We start from the raw sequence: 19,641 nt of genomic DNA, 5'->3' as shown, positions 1-19,641 counted from the left end.
CCGATGCCCCGGGCCGGCTGCCGGTCGCCTCCCCCGCCGACGTGCGCCGGGCGGCCGCCCGGCTGGTGCGGGCGGACGGGCGGGCCTTCACCGTCGTTCTGGTCGTGAACGCGCTGGCCGCCGTGGCCGGCCTGGCCGGACCCTGGCTGCTGGGGCGGATCATCGACGAGGTGCGCGCCGGGGGCGGGACCGGGGCCGTGGACCGGCTGGCACTGGGCATCGTGGTGTGCGCGCTGGCGCAGTTGCTGCTGGCGCGCTGGGCCCGCTCCGCGGGGCACCGCTTCGGTGAGCGCACGCTGGCGCGGGTCCGGGAGCAGTTCGTGGACCGGACGCTGGCGCTGCCCGCGTCGGTCGTGGAGCGGGCGGGCACCGGTGACCTGACCACGCGCGGCACCGCCGACGTGGCCGCCGTGGGCACGACCCTGCGGGACACCGGCCCCGAGCTGCTGGTCTGCACCGCGCAGGCGCTGTTCGTGCTGGGCGCGGTGTTCGCGATCGACCCCCTGCTGGGCGCGGTCGGGGTGCTCGGCCTGACGCCGATCTGGTGCGCGCTGCGCTGGTATCTGCGGCGGGCGCGCGCCGGGTACCTCGCCGAGGGGGCGGCCACCTCCGAAGTCGCCGAGATCGTCGCGACGACGGCGTCCGGGGCGCGGACGGTGGAGGCCTTCCGGCTCCAGGAGTCCCGGATCGCCGCGAGCCGGGACGCGCTGGAGGTGTCGCGGCGCACCCGCTTCCACACCCTCTACCTGCGGTCCGTGTTCTTCCCGATGATCGAGGTGTCGTACTCGCTGCCCGTCGCGGGGGTCCTGTTGCTGGGCGGTGTGCTGCACGCGCGGGGCGCGACGAGCCTGGGCGCCGTGGTGGCGGCCGCGCTGTACCTGCGGCAGTTCACCGATCCGCTGGACCAGATCCTGATGCGGGTGGAGCAACTGCAGAGCAGCGGCGCCTCGTTCGCGCGGGTGGAGGGGCTGGCGCGGGCGCCGCGGTCGGTGCCGGAGGGCGGTGGCCCGGTCCCGGCGGACGACCGGATCGACGTGACGGGCGCGCGGTACGCCTACGAGCGCGGCGGCGAGGTGCTGCGCGGGGTCGACCTGACGGTGCGGCCCGGGGAGCGGCTCGCGGTCGTGGGCCCGTCCGGCGCGGGCAAGACCACGCTGAGCAGGCTGCTGGCGGGTGTGGACGCGCCGACCGCGGGCTCGGTGACGGTGGGCGGGGTGCCGGTGGCCGGCCTGGAGCCGGAGGCGCTGCGCCGGCAGGTCGTCCTGGTCACCCAGGAACACCACGTCTTCCTGGGAACGATCCGCGACAACCTGCTGATCGCCGAGCCGTCCGCGCGGGACGAGCGGTTGTGGGCGGCGCTGGCGGCGGTCGGCGCGGCGGACTGGGTACGGGAGCTGCCCGGCGGCCTCGACGCCGAAACGGGTGGCGACCGGGGCCGTACGGACGGCTCGCAGGCCCAGCAACTCGCCCTCGCCCGGGTGGTGCTGGCCGACCCGCACACCCTGATCCTGGACGAGGCGACGGCCCTGCTGGACCCCGCGACCGCACGGCACACCGAGCGCGCGCTGGCCGCCGTGCTCGAGGGCCGCACGGTCATCGCCATCGCCCACCGGCTGCACACGGCGCACGACGCGGACCGGGTGGCCGTGATGGAGGACGGCCGCATCACGGAACTGGGCACGCACGAGGAGCTGGTACGGGCGGGCGGCGCGTACGCGGCGCTGTGGGCGACGTGGCACGGGGAGCCGAGCGGGACGGCGTAGCCGTACGCCCGGCCCGCGCACACGGCCCGGCCCGTACGCCGACCGACCCCGGAGCACATCTCCGGCCGGTACGCCCAACGGATCCGTTTATCGAACATGAACTCCCGGACAACGAACCGTTTCCGGCCAACTTTCTGACGCGCCCCTGACAGATAGCGCTGTCGGCTGCCACTCTTCCCACTGCTGCTTCACAGCAACCCCACAGAAGCACCCCGTTCTGCGTACCGCCTTGTTGTGCCCGGACGGCCGACCCGTCGTCCGGTCTCCCCTGGCCGCGTGACCCGCGGCCGCGCAGAAGGAGTCCGTGTTGAACAGCAGTTCTTCCAGACGCACCTCCCACACCCCTTACCGCAGAGCCGCGGCCGTCGCCCTCGTCGGCGTCTCCGCGCTCATCGCCGCCGCCGTGCAGTCCGGCGCCGCGACGGCCGCCCCGGAGAAGGCACCGCAGGCGGCCGGCCAGGCGATCCCGGGCTCGGAGTCGGTCAGGCTCTCCCCCGCCCAGCGCGCCGAGCTGATACGCGAGGCGAACGCCGACAAGGCGCAGACCGCCAAGGAGCTGGGCCTCGGCGCCCAGGAGGCGCTCGTCGTCCGGGACGTCGCCAAGGACGCCGACGGCACGGTCCACACCCGCTACGAGCGCACCTACGCGGGCCTGCCCGTCCTCGGCGGCGACCTGGTCGTCGAGAGCACTCCGGCCGGCGTGACGGAGTCCGTCGTCAAGGCCACCCGGGCCGCCATCAAGCCGGCCACCACCACGGCCGCGCTGCCCGCCGCCAAGGCCGAGGCGCAGGCCCTGGCCGCCGCGAAGGCGGAGGAGGCCAAGAGCCCTGACGTCAACCGCGCACCCCGCAAGGTGATCTGGGCGGCGAACGGCACGCCGACGGTGGCGTACGAGACGGTCGTGGGCGGGTTCCAGCACGACGGGACCCCGCAGGAACTGCACGTCGTCACCGACGCCACCACGGGCGCGAAGCTGTACGAGTGGGAGGCGATCGAGACCGGCACCGGCAACACGGTGTACAGCGGCACGGTCGACCTCACCACCACGCAGTCCGGGTCGACGTACAACCTCACGGACGGCGCGCGCGGCGGCCACAAGACGTACAACCTCAACCGCGGCACCTCCGGCACCGGCACGCTCTTCTCGGGCGCCGACGACGTCTGGGGCAACGGCAGCCCGTCCAACCTGGAGTCCGCCGCCGCCGACGCCCACTACGGCGCCGCGCTGACCTGGGACTACTACAAGAACGTGCACGGGCGCTCCGGCATCCGCGGCGACGGCGTCGGCGCGTACTCGCGCGTCCACTACGGCAACAACTACGTCAACGCGTTCTGGTCGGACAGCTGCTTCTGCATGACGTACGGCGACGGCTCCGGCAACGCCAACCCGCTGACGTCGATCGACGTGGCCGCCCACGAGATGACCCACGGGCTCACGTCGAACACGGCCAAGCTCGTCTACTCCGGCGAGTCGGGCGGCCTCAACGAGGCGACCTCCGACATCTTCGGCGCGACCGTCGAGTTCTACGCCAACAACCCCTCCGACGTCGGTGACTACCTCATCGGCGAGGAGATCAACATCAACGGCGACGGCACCCCGCTGCGCTACATGGACAAGCCGAGCAAGGACGGGGCGTCCAAGGACAGCTGGTACTCGGGCATCGGCTCGATCGACGTGCACTACTCGTCCGGCCCGGCCAACCACTTCTTCTACCTCCTGTCGGAGGGCAGCGGCACCAAGACCATCAACGGTGTCACCTACAACTCGCCCACCGCGGACGGCCTCCCGGTCACCGGCATCGGCCGCGCCAAGGCGGAGAAGATCTGGTTCCGCGCGCTGACCACGAAGTTCACCTCGACCACCAACTACGCGGGCGCCCGCACCGGCACCCTCGCGGCGGCCGGTGAGCTGTACGGCACGACGAGCCCCGAGTACGCGGCGGTGGCGCACGCCTGGGCGGGCGTCGCGGTCGGCTCGCGTCCCGGCGACGGCGGCGGCACGTCCTTCGAGAACACCGCCGACGTGTCGATCCCGGACAACGGCGCGGCGGTCAACTCGTCGATCACCGTCTCCGGCCGCACCGGCAACGCACCGTCCAACCTCCAGGTCGCCGTGAACATCGTCCACACCTACATCGGTGACCTCCGGGTGCAGCTGATCGCCCCCGACGGCACGGCGTACACGCTGAAGGCGTACGGCACCGGCGGGAGCGCGGACAACATCGACACCACGTACACGGTGAACGCCTCGTCCGAGGTCGCCAACGGCGTGTGGCAGCTGCGGGTCCAGGACAACGCGGCCATCGACACCGGCTACATCAACAGCTGGAAGCTGACCTTCCCGTAGGCCACCACCAGGAGGCCTCGACGGGGGAACGCCGAGGCCCACCCCCCACAGACAGGGCGCCGTCCCGGAGGTTCGACTCCCCGGGGCGGCGCCCTCATTTTGCGCACCCCTTACCCGCTCCCTGTTGGCCTTTTACCGAGGTCAAGTCCCCCACCACGGCGGGAGAGTTCACCGGCTGATCGATTTCCGGACAACATCACTTGGGGGTCATGACATGTACGCGACCTTGATGTCACTCTTCCTGTCACCCGCCGCACAACCTCACCGCAACCCCGGCCGGCCTCCCCACGCCGCCCGGGCTCCCCCACACCCAAGGAGCTTGTGTGACCCCCCTCTACGCGCGTCACAAGCGCACCACCCTGGCCGTCGCCACCGCGGTGGCGGCCGGAGCCCTCGTCACCACCGGCCTGACCGGCGGACCCGCCGCCGCCCAGACCCCCGCGGACTTTACGAGCGCCGAGCCGCTCGCCGTACCGACCGCGCTCGCCCCGGCCGCCCGCACCGCCCTGATCCAGGACCAGCAGGCCGACGCCCCCGCGACCGCGCGGGAGATAGGCCTGGGCGCCCAGGAGAAGCTGGTCGTCCGTGACGTCATCAAGGACGCCGACGGCACGGTCCACACCCGCTACGAGCGCACCTACGCCGGCCTGCCCGTCCTCGGCGGCGACCTGGTCGTCCACGAGTCGGCGACGGGCGCCCGGCAGGGCGTCACCAAGGCGACGAACGCCACCCTCGAGGTGGCCTCGCTGAGCCCGGCCGTGGCCGCGGCGAAGGCCGAGTCCCAGGCCCTCTCGCTCGCGAAGGCCGCGGGCTCCGACGACACCGAGGCCTCGCAGGCGCCCCGCAAGGTGATCTGGGCGGGCAACGGCAGCAAGCCGACGCTGGCCTACGAGACGGTCGTCGGCGGCCTCCAGGAGGACGGCACCCCCAACGAGCTGCACGTCGTCACCGACGCGGCCACCGGCAAGAAGCTGTACGAGTACCAGGGCATCGAGACCGGCACGGGCAGGAGCAACTACTCCGGGACCGTCACCCTCGGCACCTACCTCTCGGGCTCGACCTACCAGCTCTACGACCCGACCCGCGGCGGCCACAAGACGTACAACAAGGCGCGCAGCACCAGCAGTTCCGCGGGCACGCTGTTCACGGACGCCGACGACACCTGGGGCACCGGCACGGCCTCCAGCTCGTCCTCGGACCAGACGGCGGCGGTGGACGCGGCGTACGGCGCCCAGACGACCTGGGACTTCTACAAGAACACCTTCGGCCGCAACGGCATCAAGAACAACGGCGTGGCCGCGTACTCCCGCGTCCACTACGGCAACGCGTACGTCAACGCCTTCTGGTCGGACAGCTGCTTCTGCATGACGTACGGCGACGGCGCGGGCAACGTCAAGCCGCTGACGTCGCTGGACGTGGCCGGCCACGAGATGACCCACGGCGTCACCTCCAACACGGCGGGCCTGAACTACTCGGGCGAGTCCGGCGGCCTGAACGAGGCGACGTCCGACATCTTCGGCACGGCGGTCGAGTTCTACGCGGCGAACGCCTCCGACCCGGGCGACTACCTCATCGGCGAGAAGATCGACATCAACGGCGACGGCACCCCGCTGCGGTACATGGACAAGCCGAGCAAGGACGGCGCGTCGGCCGACTACTGGTCGTCGAGCCTGGCGAGCATGGACGTCCACTACTCCTCGGGCCCGGCGAACCACTTCTTCTTCCTGCTGAGCGAGGGCAGCGGCGCGAGGACCGTCAACGGCGTCGCGTACAACTCGCCCACCTACAACGGCTCGACGGTCACCGGCATCGGCCGCGCCAAGGCGGTCCAGATCTGGTACAAGGCCCTCACCGAGTACATGACGTCGACGACCACCTACAAGGGCGCCCGTACGGCCACCCTGAGCGCGGCGTCGGCCCTGTACGGCTCCACCAGCACCGAGTACAAGACGGTGGCGGCGGCCTGGGCGGCGGTCAACGTCAACTAGCGCACGACGAGTGACGGAGGGCGGCACCCGGGAAGAAGGCATTCCGGGTGCCGCCCTACTCTTGGGTCCCATGTCTGTTGGGGACTTCACGTACGAGGACGTCGGCGCGACGCGCGACCGGCCCGGCCACTGCCCGCCCGGCTTCCACGCCCTGCACGTACGGACGCGCCTGGGCGAGGGCGAGGGGGTCTTCCGCCGGGCCGCCGAGGCGGTCCTCACCTGGGAGATGCACCGCACGCTGGGCGTCGGCATCGACGCCGGCGCCGACCGCGCGGCTCCCGGCGTGGACGTCACGGTCACCCTGGCGGGCATGATCAAGGCGCCGTGCCGCGTCGTCTGGACGGTGGAGGAACGCCGACGGGCGGGCTGGGCGTACGGCACCCTGCCGGGCCACCCGGAGTGCGGCGAGGAGGCCTTCGTCGTGGACCGCACGGGCGACGGCACGGTCTGGCTGACGGTGTCGGCGTTCAGCCGCGCGGCGAAGTGGTACGCGAGGGCGGGCGGCCCGGCGACGCGGGGCTTGCAGCAGGCGTACGCGCGGAGGTGCGGGGTGGTGCTGCGGGGTCTGGCGGAGGGCTCGGACAAGGACTGACCACGGCCGCCGGGCCGCCGACCTCGAACCACAGCAGCTTCCCGGCCCCGCGCGTGAGCCGTTCGTCGTCACCCGCGATCGGCCAGCCGCCCCAGGAGTCGGCGTACGCCCGCACGAGGTGCAGCCCGCGCCCGACATCCGAGGATGAGCCCGACAGCACGAAACCTTGATGGCGCGTGACCTTGTCCAGGCCCGCGTCGGCAGTCATGACCGTGATGTGTGGCCCTCTCGACAACGTGCCGTTACTGATGATCTTCGCGTGATGTCGCTCTACGGTTGCCCTTCGTTGCGGGTCAGGGCACGCGCTTCAGCGACATCACACGGCGAAACTCAGTAGAGGGTCTCTTCCGTGGCCGGGGATGCCCTCGGGAGACAACGCATGCTCCTCGCCGCAGCCACCGTGGATGCCGCCCGGCCGGCCCCGGGCTACTAGGTGCCTCAGTGACAGTAGCTCCCGGACCATATCGAGTGCCCGGACACCCGGATCGGCAGTGCCGTTCCGGAGATCCGGCTCTCTGAGACCCCCATACGACGACGGCAACGATTGGCTCGAGGCGGGCGATCGATGGCGCCCGTCGGCCGGCTGAACGTCTCCCGTTGTGATGGACATGGCGTACTGGGTGGCCCGGAGGACCACGGTAGCCACTACGCACCACTTCTCAGCATGCCTGTCGCCGTCGCCACTTCGATGGACGAGGGGTTCGAAGTCGCCACTCCCTCCTACTGGGGGAGGTTCTTTCACATACTGCGGGGGGGGCCATATCGAGTCTGTGGACGCTCTTCGGAAGACATGGGCAGGTCTCGAAGGGCCACGGGTCCCGGATAGAAAGCACTACCGCCCGGGCCGGTGACCTCCTCGCCGACGAGCCACCGGTAGAGCCACTCGGCGAACGAGAAAGAGTACTCGAAGAACTCTCCCTCACCGCCCTCGACAAAGAGCGATCCCCTCCCCAGCGCTCCCCGGGGTGCGTAGAAGATTTCTTCCCCTCGATCAGTGCCGGCGATCGGAATCAGACCGTCCGAAGTACCGAAGACCAGCTCGGGGATGCCAAGTGAGAGTCGGGGATCTCCCTCGGGTTCCCCGTCATCCCACTCGATCTGCGACCAAGCCTTGGAGGTCCGGCGGATCCGTTCGCCTAGGTTCCAACGTTCGGTCGCCGGATGACTAAGGTAAAGGTGGCCGTTGATCTGGACGGGGGCGTAAGCATCGACGATCTCCTTGTAGTCCGCCGGAAGACTGACTCCCAACTCGCTCTCCAGCTTGCGCCACGCCTCGGGGTCCCGATATCGCCACGACGGCTCACCGAGCACGTCCCGTACGCGCTCCAGGTAGTCCTCTGTCACCTTTTCGGACACTCCTTACTACCCCGAGTGGTCCCGCCCGTAGGCGACTGGGTAATCACACAGTGCTTCATGTTGCCATCTTCGACCGTTCCGTAGGTGTACTCGATTTCGGTGGGAATGCCACTTCCGTTGTTACCGTAGTGCGGCACCACGGAGATCGCCAGGTGTTTGCCTGACTTGATGGCTTTCCTGATCTCCTTCTCAACGCCGAAGTTGAGGTACGGATGGTTGGTTTCCTTGTATTCTGCTACCAGGTTCCGCAGATCAATCCCGGAGCCACTCGCAGCGGCAGGGATCAGGTGACCGTTGGCGGCTTCGTACCCCTGCGATTCGATCTCTCTCATTCCCGGAGGTCGCGTGGAGTTGTTTGTATTTGTTCCCGGAGCGCTTCGCCCCTTGTTGTAGTCGCTGCCGTCGAGCAGACCGTACACGCCTGTTGCCCGGCACTCGTAGCGCTTCTCAAATGTGTCGTAGTAGCGCTCACGCGGCAGGTAGACGGCGTGACCAGTCGGGCTCACTCCCGGGCCATCATCACATTGTTCGTCCTGCCGATCTCGGCCGCCGTTCTTCCCACCAGGCTTGTCAACGGGCACAGGCAGCAATTCAAGAAGATCATCCGGCGCGTACGCCTCACTCGCAATATTCGCCAGGCGCACCAGAGTGCTTTCCTCGACCACCACAGCCGTATCCAACGACCGCTGCTGAATACGAGCCGTATCCACCCTCGGCTTGGGTACCGGCCGCTTGGGTGCCGGCTTCGGGTGCGGGCCCCTATTGGGGTTCTGCGGCGGTCGCGGGGTCTGGGGGCGCGTGACGCCGCGGGATGAGGGTGTGTTCGTCGGGCGGTAAGAAGGAGTGCCCCTTCCGTTCCCCGGCCTCCCGCTTGGACGGAAGGTCGTCGGACGGCTGTTGGTCGGACGGGCGTTAGTTGGACGCGTGGTGCGCACATTGGAGTTGAAGCGGTACTGCTCCTGCTGGACCCGGCGCCCCTGCGCGCGGGCCATTCCCCTGGTCGATACTCTGCTACCGCCACTGGCGCGCGACGACGAGCGTGGGCGCTGCCCCCTCAAGCTACGGAGAAGAGTTCCAGGGTGCATGGGCACCATGCTCACTGCCATCCCGCCCGAACTTTCGGGGTGCCACAGATGACCTGTGGGGTCCGTGCCGTTGAGTGGCCCGCCGTTGCCATATCCGTAGCGGTTGGCCTGTCCCGACGGTGTCGGGTCGAGCTGCCAGGTGTCCCGTGAGGCGAAGCTGCCCGTCCCCGGCTGGTACCACCGTGCCGCCATGTTGACGTCGCCACTGGTCGGGTCGGTCCACCCGGACTGGTAGCCGACCGCGGGCGTGCTACCGGCCGTGGCCGTTTCCTTGCCGAAGGGGTCGTACGACGTCGAGCCGCTGATCTGTGTGCCGTCGGTCGTCAGGCCGGCGACCAGGTCGGTGTGCCGGTCGGTCAGGGCCCACTGCTGGGTCGCGCCGGTGGAGAGCGAAAGGAGGGTGCCCTCAGGGGTGCGGTTGTAGTCGGTCGTGCCGTCGTTGGCGAGGTTGTTGGAGCCTCCGTCGTAGGTGAAGGTCGTCGAGCCGTGCGTCTGGACGCGGTCGAGGGAGTCGTAGGTGTAGGTCGTTCCGCCATCGGTAATCTTGCGCTCGAAGGCGTCGAAGGTCAGCGTGCGCGGGGTGCCGCTGCCGGTGTCGACCGAGGCCAAGGTGCCGCGCGCCGTGTAGGTGTACGTCGTCGCGCCGTCCGTCAGTTGACGGTTGCGGGCGTCGAAGGTCGCCGTCGTCGAGCCTGCCTGGGTGCGGTTGCCCGACGCGTCCCATGCGTACGGGGTCGTTGTCGTACCGTCCTTCGTCCACGACGTCATGCGGTTCGCGTGGTCGTAGCCGTAGGTGTTGGTGCCGGCGCCTGCCGTACCTGCCGTCGTCTTCGATGTCAGGTTGTCGTCCAGGTCGTAGCCGTACGTCGTCGAGGCAACGTTCGTCGCTCCATCCGCCGAGGCCACCGTGTCCGTGTTCAGGCGGCCGAGGTTGTCGTAGCCGTACGTGCGCTTCGCTGTGACCGTGTAGGTCTCGGCGCCCGCAGGCCTCGTGGCGTACTGCTCCACACTGGGGCGGCCTGCCGCGTCGAAGTCGTACAGCACGTTCTTGCCGGTGATCGAGTCCCACACGCTGTCGATGCGTCCGGCACCGTCGTAGGTGTAGTCGGTGGTGCCCGCGTCAGTGACGCGCTGCGTCATGCTGCCGTCGGCGTTGTAGGCGTAGCGGGAGGTGCCGCCCGGGCCGTCGGCGGTCAGGAGCTGGCCGCGGTCGTTGTAGGTGTAGGTGTTGCGGGTCAGGCCGTCGGCCGTGCCGATCGCGGTGAGGCGGCCGGTCAGGTCGTACTCCAGGGTGCGGGTCGCCGTGGCGGCTTCCGCGCCCGTGCCCGTCTCTCTCGTGAGGCGGCCGAGGCCGTCGTAAGTGCGCTCGCGCTGCACGCCGCCCGGCAGGAGTTCCTTCACCGCCTGGCCCGCCTTGTCGTAGACCGTCGTCCAGGTGCGGTCGGCCGCGTTCGGGTGTGCGGGCGTCGACGGCTCGATGGTGGACTCGGGCAGGCCCCAACTGGTGAAGGTGTAGATGGTTTTGTGGCCCCGGCCGTCGCTCAGGCGGGTGAGGTTGCCCGCCATGTCGTATCCGAAGGACGTAGTGATCGACTCCGTGGCCGAGACCGGCTCGACCTGCGTCGTCATCCGGCCGAGCGCGTCGTACGCGTACGTCCTACGGGTCTTCGTCCGGGCGGAGATGGCCGCCGTACGGTTGCCCTCCACGTCGTACTCGGCTGCTGCCGTGCGCAGTGGCGTCGTGCCCGTGCCGTAGTCCGTCGTCGCGGTGACGTTGCCGAGGGCGTCATACGTGGTCGCCGTACGGCGGTTGGTGGCGTCCGTCGCCTCCGTCTGGCGGCCCAGGCCGTCGTAGTCGAACCTGGTCGTACCGGCCGGGTCCGTCACCGTCCGCAGCTCGCCCGCGGCGTTGTACGTGCTCGTCGTGGTGAGGCCGGACGGGGTCGTCGACGCGGTCTGGTTGCTCGCGTCGTCCCAGGTGTAGCGGCTGACCAGGTTGGCCAGGCTGGGGCGGCGCTCGATCGTCGTCGCCGTCAGCTGCCTGCCCAGTTCGTCGTACGTTGCCTCGGTGCGCGCGCCCATCGGGTCGGTGACCGACAACTGCAGGCCGGTGGGCGTCCAGGTGTAGCGGGTGATTCCGCCGCCGTCCGCGCTCGTCGGGTTGAGCAGGTCGGAGTCCGTTTCGGCTGCCAGGGCCGCGGCGGCGTCGGCCGCCGGGTCCGTCTGGGCGATCAGTTGGCCAAACTGGTCGTAGGCGTAACGGGTCACCCGGCCCAGCGGGTCCGTCTCCGTCTGCGGCTGGCCGAGCGCGGTGTAGGTGGTGCGAGTGGTCGCCGTCAGCGGAGTGGTGGAGCCTGGCGGGGTGTAGTCGGGCAGGGTCACGGCGGTGGCGCGGCCGAGACGGTCGGTGTCGGTGTGGGTCACCTTGCCGCGCGCGTCCTTGCTGTCGGTGGCCTCGCCGAAGGCGTTGTAGCCCGTGAGCGTGGTCGGCCTGACCGTGGTCAGGACTCCGGCGTGACGGAGGTTTTGGGACCAGCTGTAGCGCTAACGAACTTCAACCAACAATGCCGTCAGCCCGCCCCGTATACCTCCGCCGGCCCGCCCAGCCCACGATCTTCGGGCCGCCGGCGGTGAGGCCGCACGCCGCGGCCGTGCCGAGGGCAAGCCCCCGTCACGGCCGCGAGCGCGTCGGGCAGGGGCGTACAACACGGCCACAACGGCCACTGCCACGTCGGCCGACGGTGAGGCCCAGTCGTGAGGAGGAGCAGCGTCCGGGCCGCCTGCCCACACGCCGCTCCTGCTCACGGCCTCGACACCCCTGCTCGGCCTCCGTGTCAACGCCCCCTCCCGCTCACCGCATCAAAACCCCCGCCCCCTCCCCCAGCTCCTCCGAGGGCCCCGCCACCAACCCCAGTTCCGCGGCCGAGGCGAGCAGGGGGTGGGTCGGGAGGATGCGGACCGTGTAGCCGTAGGGGCCCGTGCGGTCGAGGGAGAGGGGGCCCTCGTAGACCCAGCGGCCCTCCAGGTCGGGGCCGCCGACCGGTTTCAGGGGGACCGTCGTCGCGTCCGTGATGCGGTCCTCCGTGTCGACGCGGCCGGAGACGGCCTGGACCTCGACGTCGTCGGGGGTCAGGTCGCCCAGGGTGAGCCGCACGCGCAGGGCGAGGGTCGTGCCCAGTTCGGCGGTCGCCGTGGCGGCCGAGGTTTCCACGTGGTCGACCGTGACCGCGTGCCAGGCGCCGCGCACCTTCGCCTTCCACGCCGCCAGATCGCGCGCCGCGTCCGGGTGCAGGGCGCGGTGGGCCCGGGCGGCGGGGGCGTAGAGCCGTTCGACGTACTCGCGGACCATGCGGCCGGCCAGCACCTTCGGGCCGAGGAGGGTGAGGGTCTGGCGGACCATCTCGATCCAGCGGTCCGGGAGGCCGTGCCGGCCCCGCTCGTAGAAGCGGGGGGTGACCCGCTGTTCCAGCAGGTCGTACAGCGCCGCCGCCTCGATGGCGTCGCGGCGGTCCGGGTCCGTGGCCGCGCCGTCCGCCGTCGGGATCGCCCAGCCGAAGTCGGGCTGGAACCACTCGTCCCACCAGCCGTCCAGGACGGAGAGGTTGAGGCAGCCGTTGAGCGCCGCCTTCATGCCGGACGTGCCGCACGCCTCCAGCGGCCTGAGCGGATTGTTCAGCCAGATGTCGCAGCCGGGGTACAACTTCTGGGCCATCGCCATGCCGTAGTCCGGCAGGAACACGATGCGGTGGCGGACCCTCGGGTCGTCGGCGAAGCGGACCAGTTCCTGGACCAGGCGTTTCCCGCCGTCGTCCGCCGGGTGCGCCTTGCCGGCGACCACGATCTGGAGGGGCCGTTCCGGGTGCAGGAGCAGGTCCATCAGGCGGTCGCGGTCCTGGAGCATCAGCGTCAGGCGCTTGTACGACGGGACGCGGCGCGCGAAGCCGATCGTGAGGACGTCGGGGTCCAGGACGCCGTCGATCCAGCCGAGCTCCGCCGTGCCCGCGCCGCGTTGGCGCCAGGAGGCCCGCAGGCGGTCCCGTACCTCCAGGACCAGTTGCTCGCGCAGGTTCCGGCGGAGGTCCCAGATGTCCTGGTCGGGGATGTCGGCGACGGAGTCCCAGCGGTCGGAGCCCCCGACGCTCAGCGCGTCCTCGGTGCGCTGGGCGCCGACCTGGCGGGCGCCCAGGCGCAGCACCTCGGGGGCGACCCAGGTCGGGGCGTGCACCCCGTTGGTCACGGAGGTGATCGGTACCTCGTCGGCGTCGAAGCCGGGCCACAGGCCGGCGAACATCTCCCGGCTGACCTGGCCGTGGAGCAGGGACACGCCGTTGGCGCGCTGCGCCAGGCGCAGGCCCATCACGGCCATGTTGAAGAGGTTCGGTTCGCCGCCGGGGTAGGTCTCCATGCCCAGGTTGAGGATGCGGCCGACGTCCATGCGCGGGAGTTCGGCGTCGTGGCCGAAGTGGCGGGCGACCAGCTCGCGGTCGAAGCGGTCGATGCCGGCCGGGACGGGGGTGTGCGTGGTGAAGACCGTACCGGCGCGGACCGCCTCCAGGCCGGAGTCGAAGTCCAGGCCTTCGTCGCAGAGTTCGGCGATGCGCTCCAGGCCGAGGAAGCCGGCGTGGCCCTCGTTGGTGTGGAAGACCTCGGGCGGGGCGTGGCCGGTGAGGCGGCAGTACGTCCGTACCGCCCTGACCCCTCCTATCCCGAGGAGCATCTCCTGGAGCAGCCGGTGCTCGCTGCCGCCGCCGTAGAGCCGGTCGGTCACCCCGCGTTCGCCGAGGTCGTTCTCCTCGACGTCCGAGTCGAGCAGCAGCAACGGCACCCGGCCGACCTGGGCCAGCCAGACGCGGGCGCGCAGCCGGCGGCCGCCGGGGAGGGCGAGGGAGACCTGGGCGGGGGTGCCGTCGTCCTCCTTCAGGAGGGTCAGCGGCAGCTCATTGGGGTCCAGGACGGGGTAGTGCTCCTGCTGCCAGCCGTCCCGGGAGAGGGTCTGGCGGAAGTAGCCGTGCCGGTACAGCAGGCCCACCCCGATCAGCGGGACGCCCAGGTCGCTGGCCGCCTTGAGGTGGTCGCCGGCCAGGATGCCGAGGCCGCCGGAGTACTGGGGCAGGGCGGCCGTGATGCCGAACTCGGGTGAGAAGTAGGCGACGGCGGCAGGGAGTTCGGCGGATCCCTCGTGCTTCTGGTACCAGCGGTCACCGGTCACGTAGTCGTGCAGGTCGTCGGCGGCCGCGGACAGCCGGCGCAGGAAGCGGCGGTCCTCGGCGAGCTCGGCGAGCCGTGCCGGGCGCACGCTGCCGAGGAGCCTGATCGGGTCGCCGGCCGACACGGCCCAGCGTTCCGGATCGACGGACTGGAACAGGTCACGGGTTTCCGCGTGCCAGGACCAGCGCAGGTTGCGGGCCAGGTCACTGAGCGGCCGGAGGGGTTCGGGGAGAAGGGGTCGGACGGTGAATCGACGAATCGCCTTCACATTCCACCTCGGCGTGCGTAAGGAAGAGGCGCACGGCAGTGTGCGTCCACGTCGTTGACGACGGTACCCGCGTTGCGGTGGCCGTCGCTGAGGGCTTGCCGCCCCCGGCCCCTCGCACCGGCGCCGGACGGGCCCCGTCCTCGACCGCGGGACGGACCGGGCCGGACGGGCGCGCGCTCGCCGCGCGCCCCCCGACAACCCGCCCCCTTATGGCCGATTCCACCCCCACAGGCCACCTTGTGGCGCTTCGCCCCGCACGAGAGGCTGCCCAGTGCGTACGGCGCGCGCGCCGTACGCCGAGTCGAGGAGGGGAACTCGAACCATGGCACGGACGCGAACACGCCGTCTGCGCCGGGCGGGGGGCCTGGCCGCGGTCGCCACGACCGTGGTCCTTTCGGCCGTCACCCTGCCCGCGCACGCCGCACCGGAGGGGAGGATCGGCGGTGCCGGCGCACCCGGCTCCGTCGGTGGAAGCTACCTCGTGACGCTCGAGGCGGGGGTGAGAGCGCCGTCGGCGGCCGGTCGCGGGATCACCGCGCGGTACGGAGTGAGAATCAGCCAGACCTACGACACGGTCCTCAACGGTTTCGCCGTCCAGGCGAGCGAGAGACAGGCCAGGCGCCTGGCGGCCGACCCGCGGGTCGCGTCGGTCGTCCAGGACACCCGGGTGACACTCGACACGGCTGTTGACGCGACGCGGGGCGGCGTGCGGTCCCGAACGACCCAGAAGAGCCCGCCGTCCTGGGGACTGGACCGCGTCGACCAGCCGTCCCTTCCGCTGAACGGCGTCTACACCGCACCGAGGTCCGCGGGGGCCGGGGTGACGGTGTACGTCATCGACACCGGGATCCGGATCACGCACCGGGACTTCGGCGGCCGGGCCTCCTACGGCTGGGACTTCGTCGGGGGTGACCGCGTCGCCTCCGACGGCAACGGCCACGGCACCCACGTCGCCGGCACCGTCGCGGGCGCGAGCGCCGGTGTCGCGAAGAAGGCGAGGGTGGTGGCCGTGCGCGTGCTGGACAACGCCGGCGCGAGCACCACCGCGCGGGTCATCGCGGGCATCGACTGGGTCACCCGCAACGCGCGCAGGCCCGCGGTCGCCAACCTCAGCCTGGGCGGGCCGTACAACGCCCAACTGGACGCCGCCGTGAAGGCCTCGATCCGCTCCGGCGTCACCTACACCGTCGCCGCGGGCAACGCGGGGCGGCCGGCCGCCCTCCTCTCCCCCGCCGGCGTGCGGGAGGCCGTCACCGTCGGTGCGACCGACCGAAGGGACGCCCGGGCGGCCTCCTCCAACTACGGTTCCGCGCTCGACCTGTTCGCCCCGGGGGTCTCGATCACCTCCGCGTCGCACAAGAACGACACCGGACAGGCGACCTATTCGGGTACGTCGATGGCGGCGCCGCACGCGGCGGGAGCGGCCGCGCTGTATCTGGCCGGCCGGCCGGGGGCCACGCCCGCCCAGGTCGAACGGGCGCTGGTCGCGGGGGCGTCGGGCGGCAAGGTGTCCGGCCGGGGGGCCGGTTCGCCGGACGAACTCCTGCGGATCCCGCGGTCCTAGGGGCGAGATCCCGTCACCGGCCCCGTTCCCCTTGAACGGGGCCGGACTTGTACAGAGAGATACGCGTGAGTAGTTAACAAAGTGCCGGATTGCTCACCCGAATAGGGTGGGAAGGCTCCTTCGGTACAAGACCCCGTACGACCCGAGCACACCCCCAGCACCTCCGGACACACGTACGAGTCCGGCGTTCCGGGATCCGAGCACGCCCCCGGCCCGGCCGGACGCCAGCACGACCCCGGCCGGACCGGACACGAGCACGACCCCGGCCCGACCGGGCACAACCGGCACCCCCCACCGCAGGACCCACCTCCCCACATCCATCCGCCCACCCTCGTTGATGCGGACAGGAGCGGTCATGCCCGCCACGCACCACTCGTCAGCACCCCCGACACCCCGCACGTCCCGTGCCAAAGCACCCACAGCACCCACAGCGTCCTCCGCGCGCCCCGCCGACGCCGGACCGCCGGCCCCGGAGCGATCCTCCGCGGGTGACGCGCCCGCCGTGGGGCGCATACCGGTCCTCGACGTCCGCCCGGTCGTCCAGCACGGGCGCCGGCCGGCCAAGGCCGTCACCGGTGAGACCTTCCGGATCTCCGCCACGGTGTTCCGCGAGGGGCACGACGCCGTCGCCGCCAACGTCGTCCTGCGCGGCCCCGACGGCCGCACGGGCCCGTGGACGCCGATGCGCGAACTCGCCCCCGGCACCGACCGATGGGGCGCCGAGGTCACACCGGACGCGCCGGGCCACTGGACGTACACCGTGGAGGCCTGGGGGGACCCGGTCACCACCTGGCGCCACCACGCCCGCATCAAGATCCCGGCGGGGATCGACACGGAGCTGGTCCTGGAGGAGGGCGCCCGTCTCCACGAGCGGGCCGCCGACGGGGCGCCCGGGGACGCGGCCGAGGTCCTGCTCGCCGCCGCCGACGCCCTGCGCGACGAGAGCCGCCCGGCCGCCTCACGTCTCGCGGCCGCGCTGACCCCGGAGGTGGACGAGGTCCTCTCCCGCCACCCGCTGCGGGAACTGGTCACCGCGTCCGACACCCTGCCCCTGCTGGTGGAACGGGAACGGGCCCTGTTCGGCTCCTGGTACGAGTTCTTCCCCCGTTCCGAGGGCACGGCCGAGCGTCCGCACGGCACCTTCCGCACGGCGGCCCGCCGGCTCCCCGCGATCGCCGCGATGGGCTTCGACGTCGTCTACCTGCCGCCGATCCACCCGATCGGAACGACCTTCCGCAAGGGCCGCAACAACACGCTCACCCCCGGCCCGGAGGACGTGGGCGTGCCGTGGGCGATCGGCTCGCCGGAGGGCGGCCATGACGCCGTGCACCCGGAGTTGGGCACGATCGAGGACTTCGCCTGGTTCGTGGAGCAGGCGCGGGAGCTGGGCCTGGAGATCGCGCTGGACTTCGCGCTGCAGTGCTCCCCGGACCACCCGTGGGTGCAGAAGCACCCGGAGTGGTTCCACCACCGCCCGGACGGGACCATCGCGTACGCGGAGAACCCGCCGAAGAAGTACCAGGACATCTACCCGATCGCCTTCGACGCGGACATGGACGGCCTGGTCGCCGAGACGGTGCGCGTGCTGCGGCACTGGATGGCGTACGGGGTGCGGATCTTCCGGGTGGACAACCCGCACACCAAGCCGGTGGTCTTCTGGGAGCGGGTCATCGCGGACGTCAACCGCACCGATCCCGACGTGATCTTCCTCGCCGAGGCCTTCACCCGGCCCGCGATGATGCACACGCTCGCGCAGATCGGCTTCCAGCAGTCGTACACCTACTTCACCTGGCGCAACAGCAAGCAGGAACTGACGGAGTACCTCACCGAACTCTCCGGGGAGGCGGCCTCCTACATGCGGCCGAACTTCTTCGCCAACACGCCCGACATCCTGCACGCCTACCTCCAGCAAGGCGGCCGTCCCGCCTTCGAGGTGCGGGCGGTGCTGGCGGCGACCCTCTCGCCGACCTGGGGCGTCTACAGCGGCTACGAGCTGTGCGAGAACACGCCGTTGCGCGAGGGGAGCGAGGAGTACCTCGACTCGGAGAAGTACCAGCTCAAGCCGCGTGACTGGGAGGCGGCCGAGCGCGAGGGGCGCACCATCGCCCCGCTGATCACGCGCCTCAACGAGATCCGGCGGGCGAACCCGGCCCTGCGCCAACTGCGCGATCTGCACTTCCACCACGCCGACCAGGAAGCGGTGATCGTCTACTCGAAGCGGAGCGGCTCGAACACGGTTCTGGTGGTCGTCAACCTCGACCCCCACCACACCCAGGAGGCAACGGTCTCGTTGGACATGCCGCAACTCGGCCTGGACTGGCACGAGTCGGTGCCGGTGCGCGATCAGCTCACCGGCGAGACCTATTACTGGGGCAGGGCCAACTACGTGCGTCTCGAACCGGGCACCCGGCCCGCGCACGTCCTCACCGTCCTGCGACCGTCCAACCCGCAGATCGGAGGGTCACCCACACGATGATCGTCAACGAGCCCGTTCCGGACACCTTCGAGGACACGCCCGCGAAAGACCGCGACCCGGATTGGTTCAAGCGCGCGGTCTTCTACGAAGTCCTCGTCCGTTCCTTCCAGGACAGCAACGGCGACGGCGTCGGCGACCTGAAGGGCCTCACCGCCAAACTCGACTACCTGCAGTGGCTCGGCGTCGACTGCCTCTGGCTCCCGCCCTTCTTCAAGTCCCCGCTCAGGGACGGCGGATACGACGTGTCGGACTACACCGCCGTCCTGCCCGAGTTCGGCGACCTGGCCGACTTCGTCGAGTTCGTCGACTCCGCCCACCAGCGCGGCATGCGCGTCATCATCGACTTCGTCATGAACCACACCAGCGACCAGCACCCGTGGTTCCAGGAGTCCAGGAACAACCCCGACGGACCCTACGGCGACTACTACATGTGGGCCGACGACGACAAGCAGTACGCCGACGCCCGCATCATCTTCGTCGACACCGAGGTCTCCAACTGGACCTTCGACCCGGTCCGCAAGCAGTACTTCTTCCACCGCTTCTTCTCCCACCAGCCGGACCTCAACTACGAGAACCGGGCGGTCCAGGAGGAGATGATCTCCGCGCTGCGGTTCTGGCTGGACCTGGGCATCGACGGTTTCCGCCTCGACGCCGTGCCCTACCTGTACGCCGAGGAGGGCACCAACTGCGAGAACCTCCCGGCGACGCACGAGTTCCTCAAGCGGGTCCGCAAGGAGATCGACACCCACTACCCGGACACGGTCATCCTGGCGGAGGCCAACCAGTGGCCCGAGGACGTCGTCGACTACTTCGGCGACTTCGCCTCCGGCGGCGACGAATGCCACATGGCCTTCCATTTCCCGGTCATGCCGCGCATCTTCATGGCGGTGCGCCGGGAGTCCCGCTACCCCGTCTCGGAAATCCTCGCCAAGACCCCGGCCATTCCGTCGGGTTGTCAGTGGGGGATCTTCCTGCGGAACCACGACGAGCTGAC

The 19,641-nt window shown here is 70.6% G+C and carries 10 protein-coding genes; 7 read left to right on the top strand and 3 right to left on the bottom strand.

All coding sequences use genetic code 11. The features are described 5' to 3' along the window. Positions 1 to 17: 17 nt before the first annotated feature. The 4 genes from ACIHAR_RS10850 to ACIHAR_RS10835 all read left to right on the top strand — a co-directional run bounded on the left by ACIHAR_RS10850 (position 18) and on the right by ACIHAR_RS10835 (position 6,690). Complete coding sequence (locus ACIHAR_RS10850) at positions 18 to 1,763, top strand: ABC transporter ATP-binding protein (RefSeq protein ID WP_400018857.1); 1,746 nt, start codon at positions 18 to 20, stop codon at positions 1,761 to 1,763. A 304-nt stretch (positions 1,764 to 2,067) separates the two neighbouring features. After that, the gene (locus ACIHAR_RS10845; RefSeq protein WP_365472821.1) at positions 2,068 to 4,110 is read left to right on the top strand and encodes a M4 family metallopeptidase; all 2,043 of its coding nucleotides are present in this window, start codon (positions 2,068 to 2,070) and stop codon (positions 4,108 to 4,110) included. Positions 4,111 to 4,433: 323 nt separating this feature from the next. Next, entirely contained in the window at positions 4,434 to 6,098 is a 1,665-nt protein-coding gene (locus tag ACIHAR_RS10840; protein WP_365472824.1) for a M4 family metallopeptidase, read from the top strand. Between the two features lie 70 nt (positions 6,099 to 6,168). Further along, the gene (locus ACIHAR_RS10835) at positions 6,169 to 6,690 is read left to right on the top strand and encodes a DUF1990 domain-containing protein (protein WP_365474562.1); all 522 of its coding nucleotides are present in this window, start codon (positions 6,169 to 6,171) and stop codon (positions 6,688 to 6,690) included. A 738-nt stretch (positions 6,691 to 7,428) separates the two neighbouring features. On the opposite strand, the gene ACIHAR_RS10830 is transcribed toward ACIHAR_RS10835, so the two are convergent. From ACIHAR_RS10830 to ACIHAR_RS10820, 3 genes are all read right to left on the bottom strand, one after another. Then, positions 7,429 to 8,034: an SMI1/KNR4 family protein gene (locus ACIHAR_RS10830; RefSeq protein ID WP_365472267.1), complete on the bottom strand. Its 606-nt coding sequence runs from the start codon at positions 8,032 to 8,034 to the stop codon at positions 7,429 to 7,431. Continuing rightward, complete coding sequence (locus ACIHAR_RS10825) at positions 8,031 to 11,555, bottom strand: RHS repeat-associated core domain-containing protein (RefSeq protein WP_400018637.1); 3,525 nt, start codon at positions 11,553 to 11,555, stop codon at positions 8,031 to 8,033. The genes ACIHAR_RS10830 and ACIHAR_RS10825 overlap by 4 nt, the downstream gene beginning before the upstream one ends. Before the next feature lie 427 nt (positions 11,556 to 11,982). Continuing rightward, positions 11,983 to 14,607, bottom strand: coding sequence for a glycosyltransferase family 1 protein (locus tag ACIHAR_RS10820; protein ID WP_365472261.1), 2,625 nt, complete (start codon positions 14,605 to 14,607; stop codon positions 11,983 to 11,985). Between the two features lie 322 nt (positions 14,608 to 14,929). Here ACIHAR_RS10820 and ACIHAR_RS10815 point away from each other — a divergent pair, with 322 nt between their 5' ends. The 3 genes from ACIHAR_RS10815 to ACIHAR_RS10805 form a co-directional block, all read left to right on the top strand. After that, entirely contained in the window at positions 14,930 to 16,171 is a 1,242-nt protein-coding gene (locus ACIHAR_RS10815; RefSeq protein ID WP_400018634.1) for a S8 family peptidase, read from the top strand. A 355-nt stretch (positions 16,172 to 16,526) separates the two neighbouring features. Then, positions 16,527 to 18,647 carry an alpha-1,4-glucan--maltose-1-phosphate maltosyltransferase gene (locus tag ACIHAR_RS10810; RefSeq protein ID WP_400018632.1) on the top strand — a complete coding sequence of 707 codons (2,121 nt, stop codon included), beginning with the start codon at positions 16,527 to 16,529 and terminating at the stop codon, positions 18,645 to 18,647. Next, the coding region (locus ACIHAR_RS10805; protein WP_400018630.1) for an alpha-amylase family glycosyl hydrolase at positions 18,644 to 19,641 on the top strand (998 nt) is incomplete at its 3' end. The genes ACIHAR_RS10810 and ACIHAR_RS10805, both read left to right, overlap by 4 nt.

It is taken from the genome of Streptomyces sp. NPDC052016, assembly GCF_044548445.1.
Taxonomy (GTDB): Bacteria; Actinomycetota; Actinomycetes; order Streptomycetales; family Streptomycetaceae; genus Streptomyces.
Note: the sequence above shows the minus strand (reverse complement) of the source record. Positions and strands in the feature narration are given on the sequence as shown.

What these genes read in the sequence shown, in the direction of transcription:
- ACIHAR_RS10835 (WP_365474562.1), top strand. Translation starts at nt 6,169, where the DNA reads ATGTCTGTTGGGGACTTCACGTACGAGGACGTCGGCGCGACGCGCGAC.
- ACIHAR_RS10815 (WP_400018634.1), top strand. Translation starts at nt 14,930, where the DNA reads ATGGCACGGACGCGAACACGCCGTCTGCGCCGGGCGGGGGGCCTGGCC.
- ACIHAR_RS10810 (WP_400018632.1), top strand. Translation starts at nt 16,527, where the DNA reads ATGCCCGCCACGCACCACTCGTCAGCACCCCCGACACCCCGCACGTCC.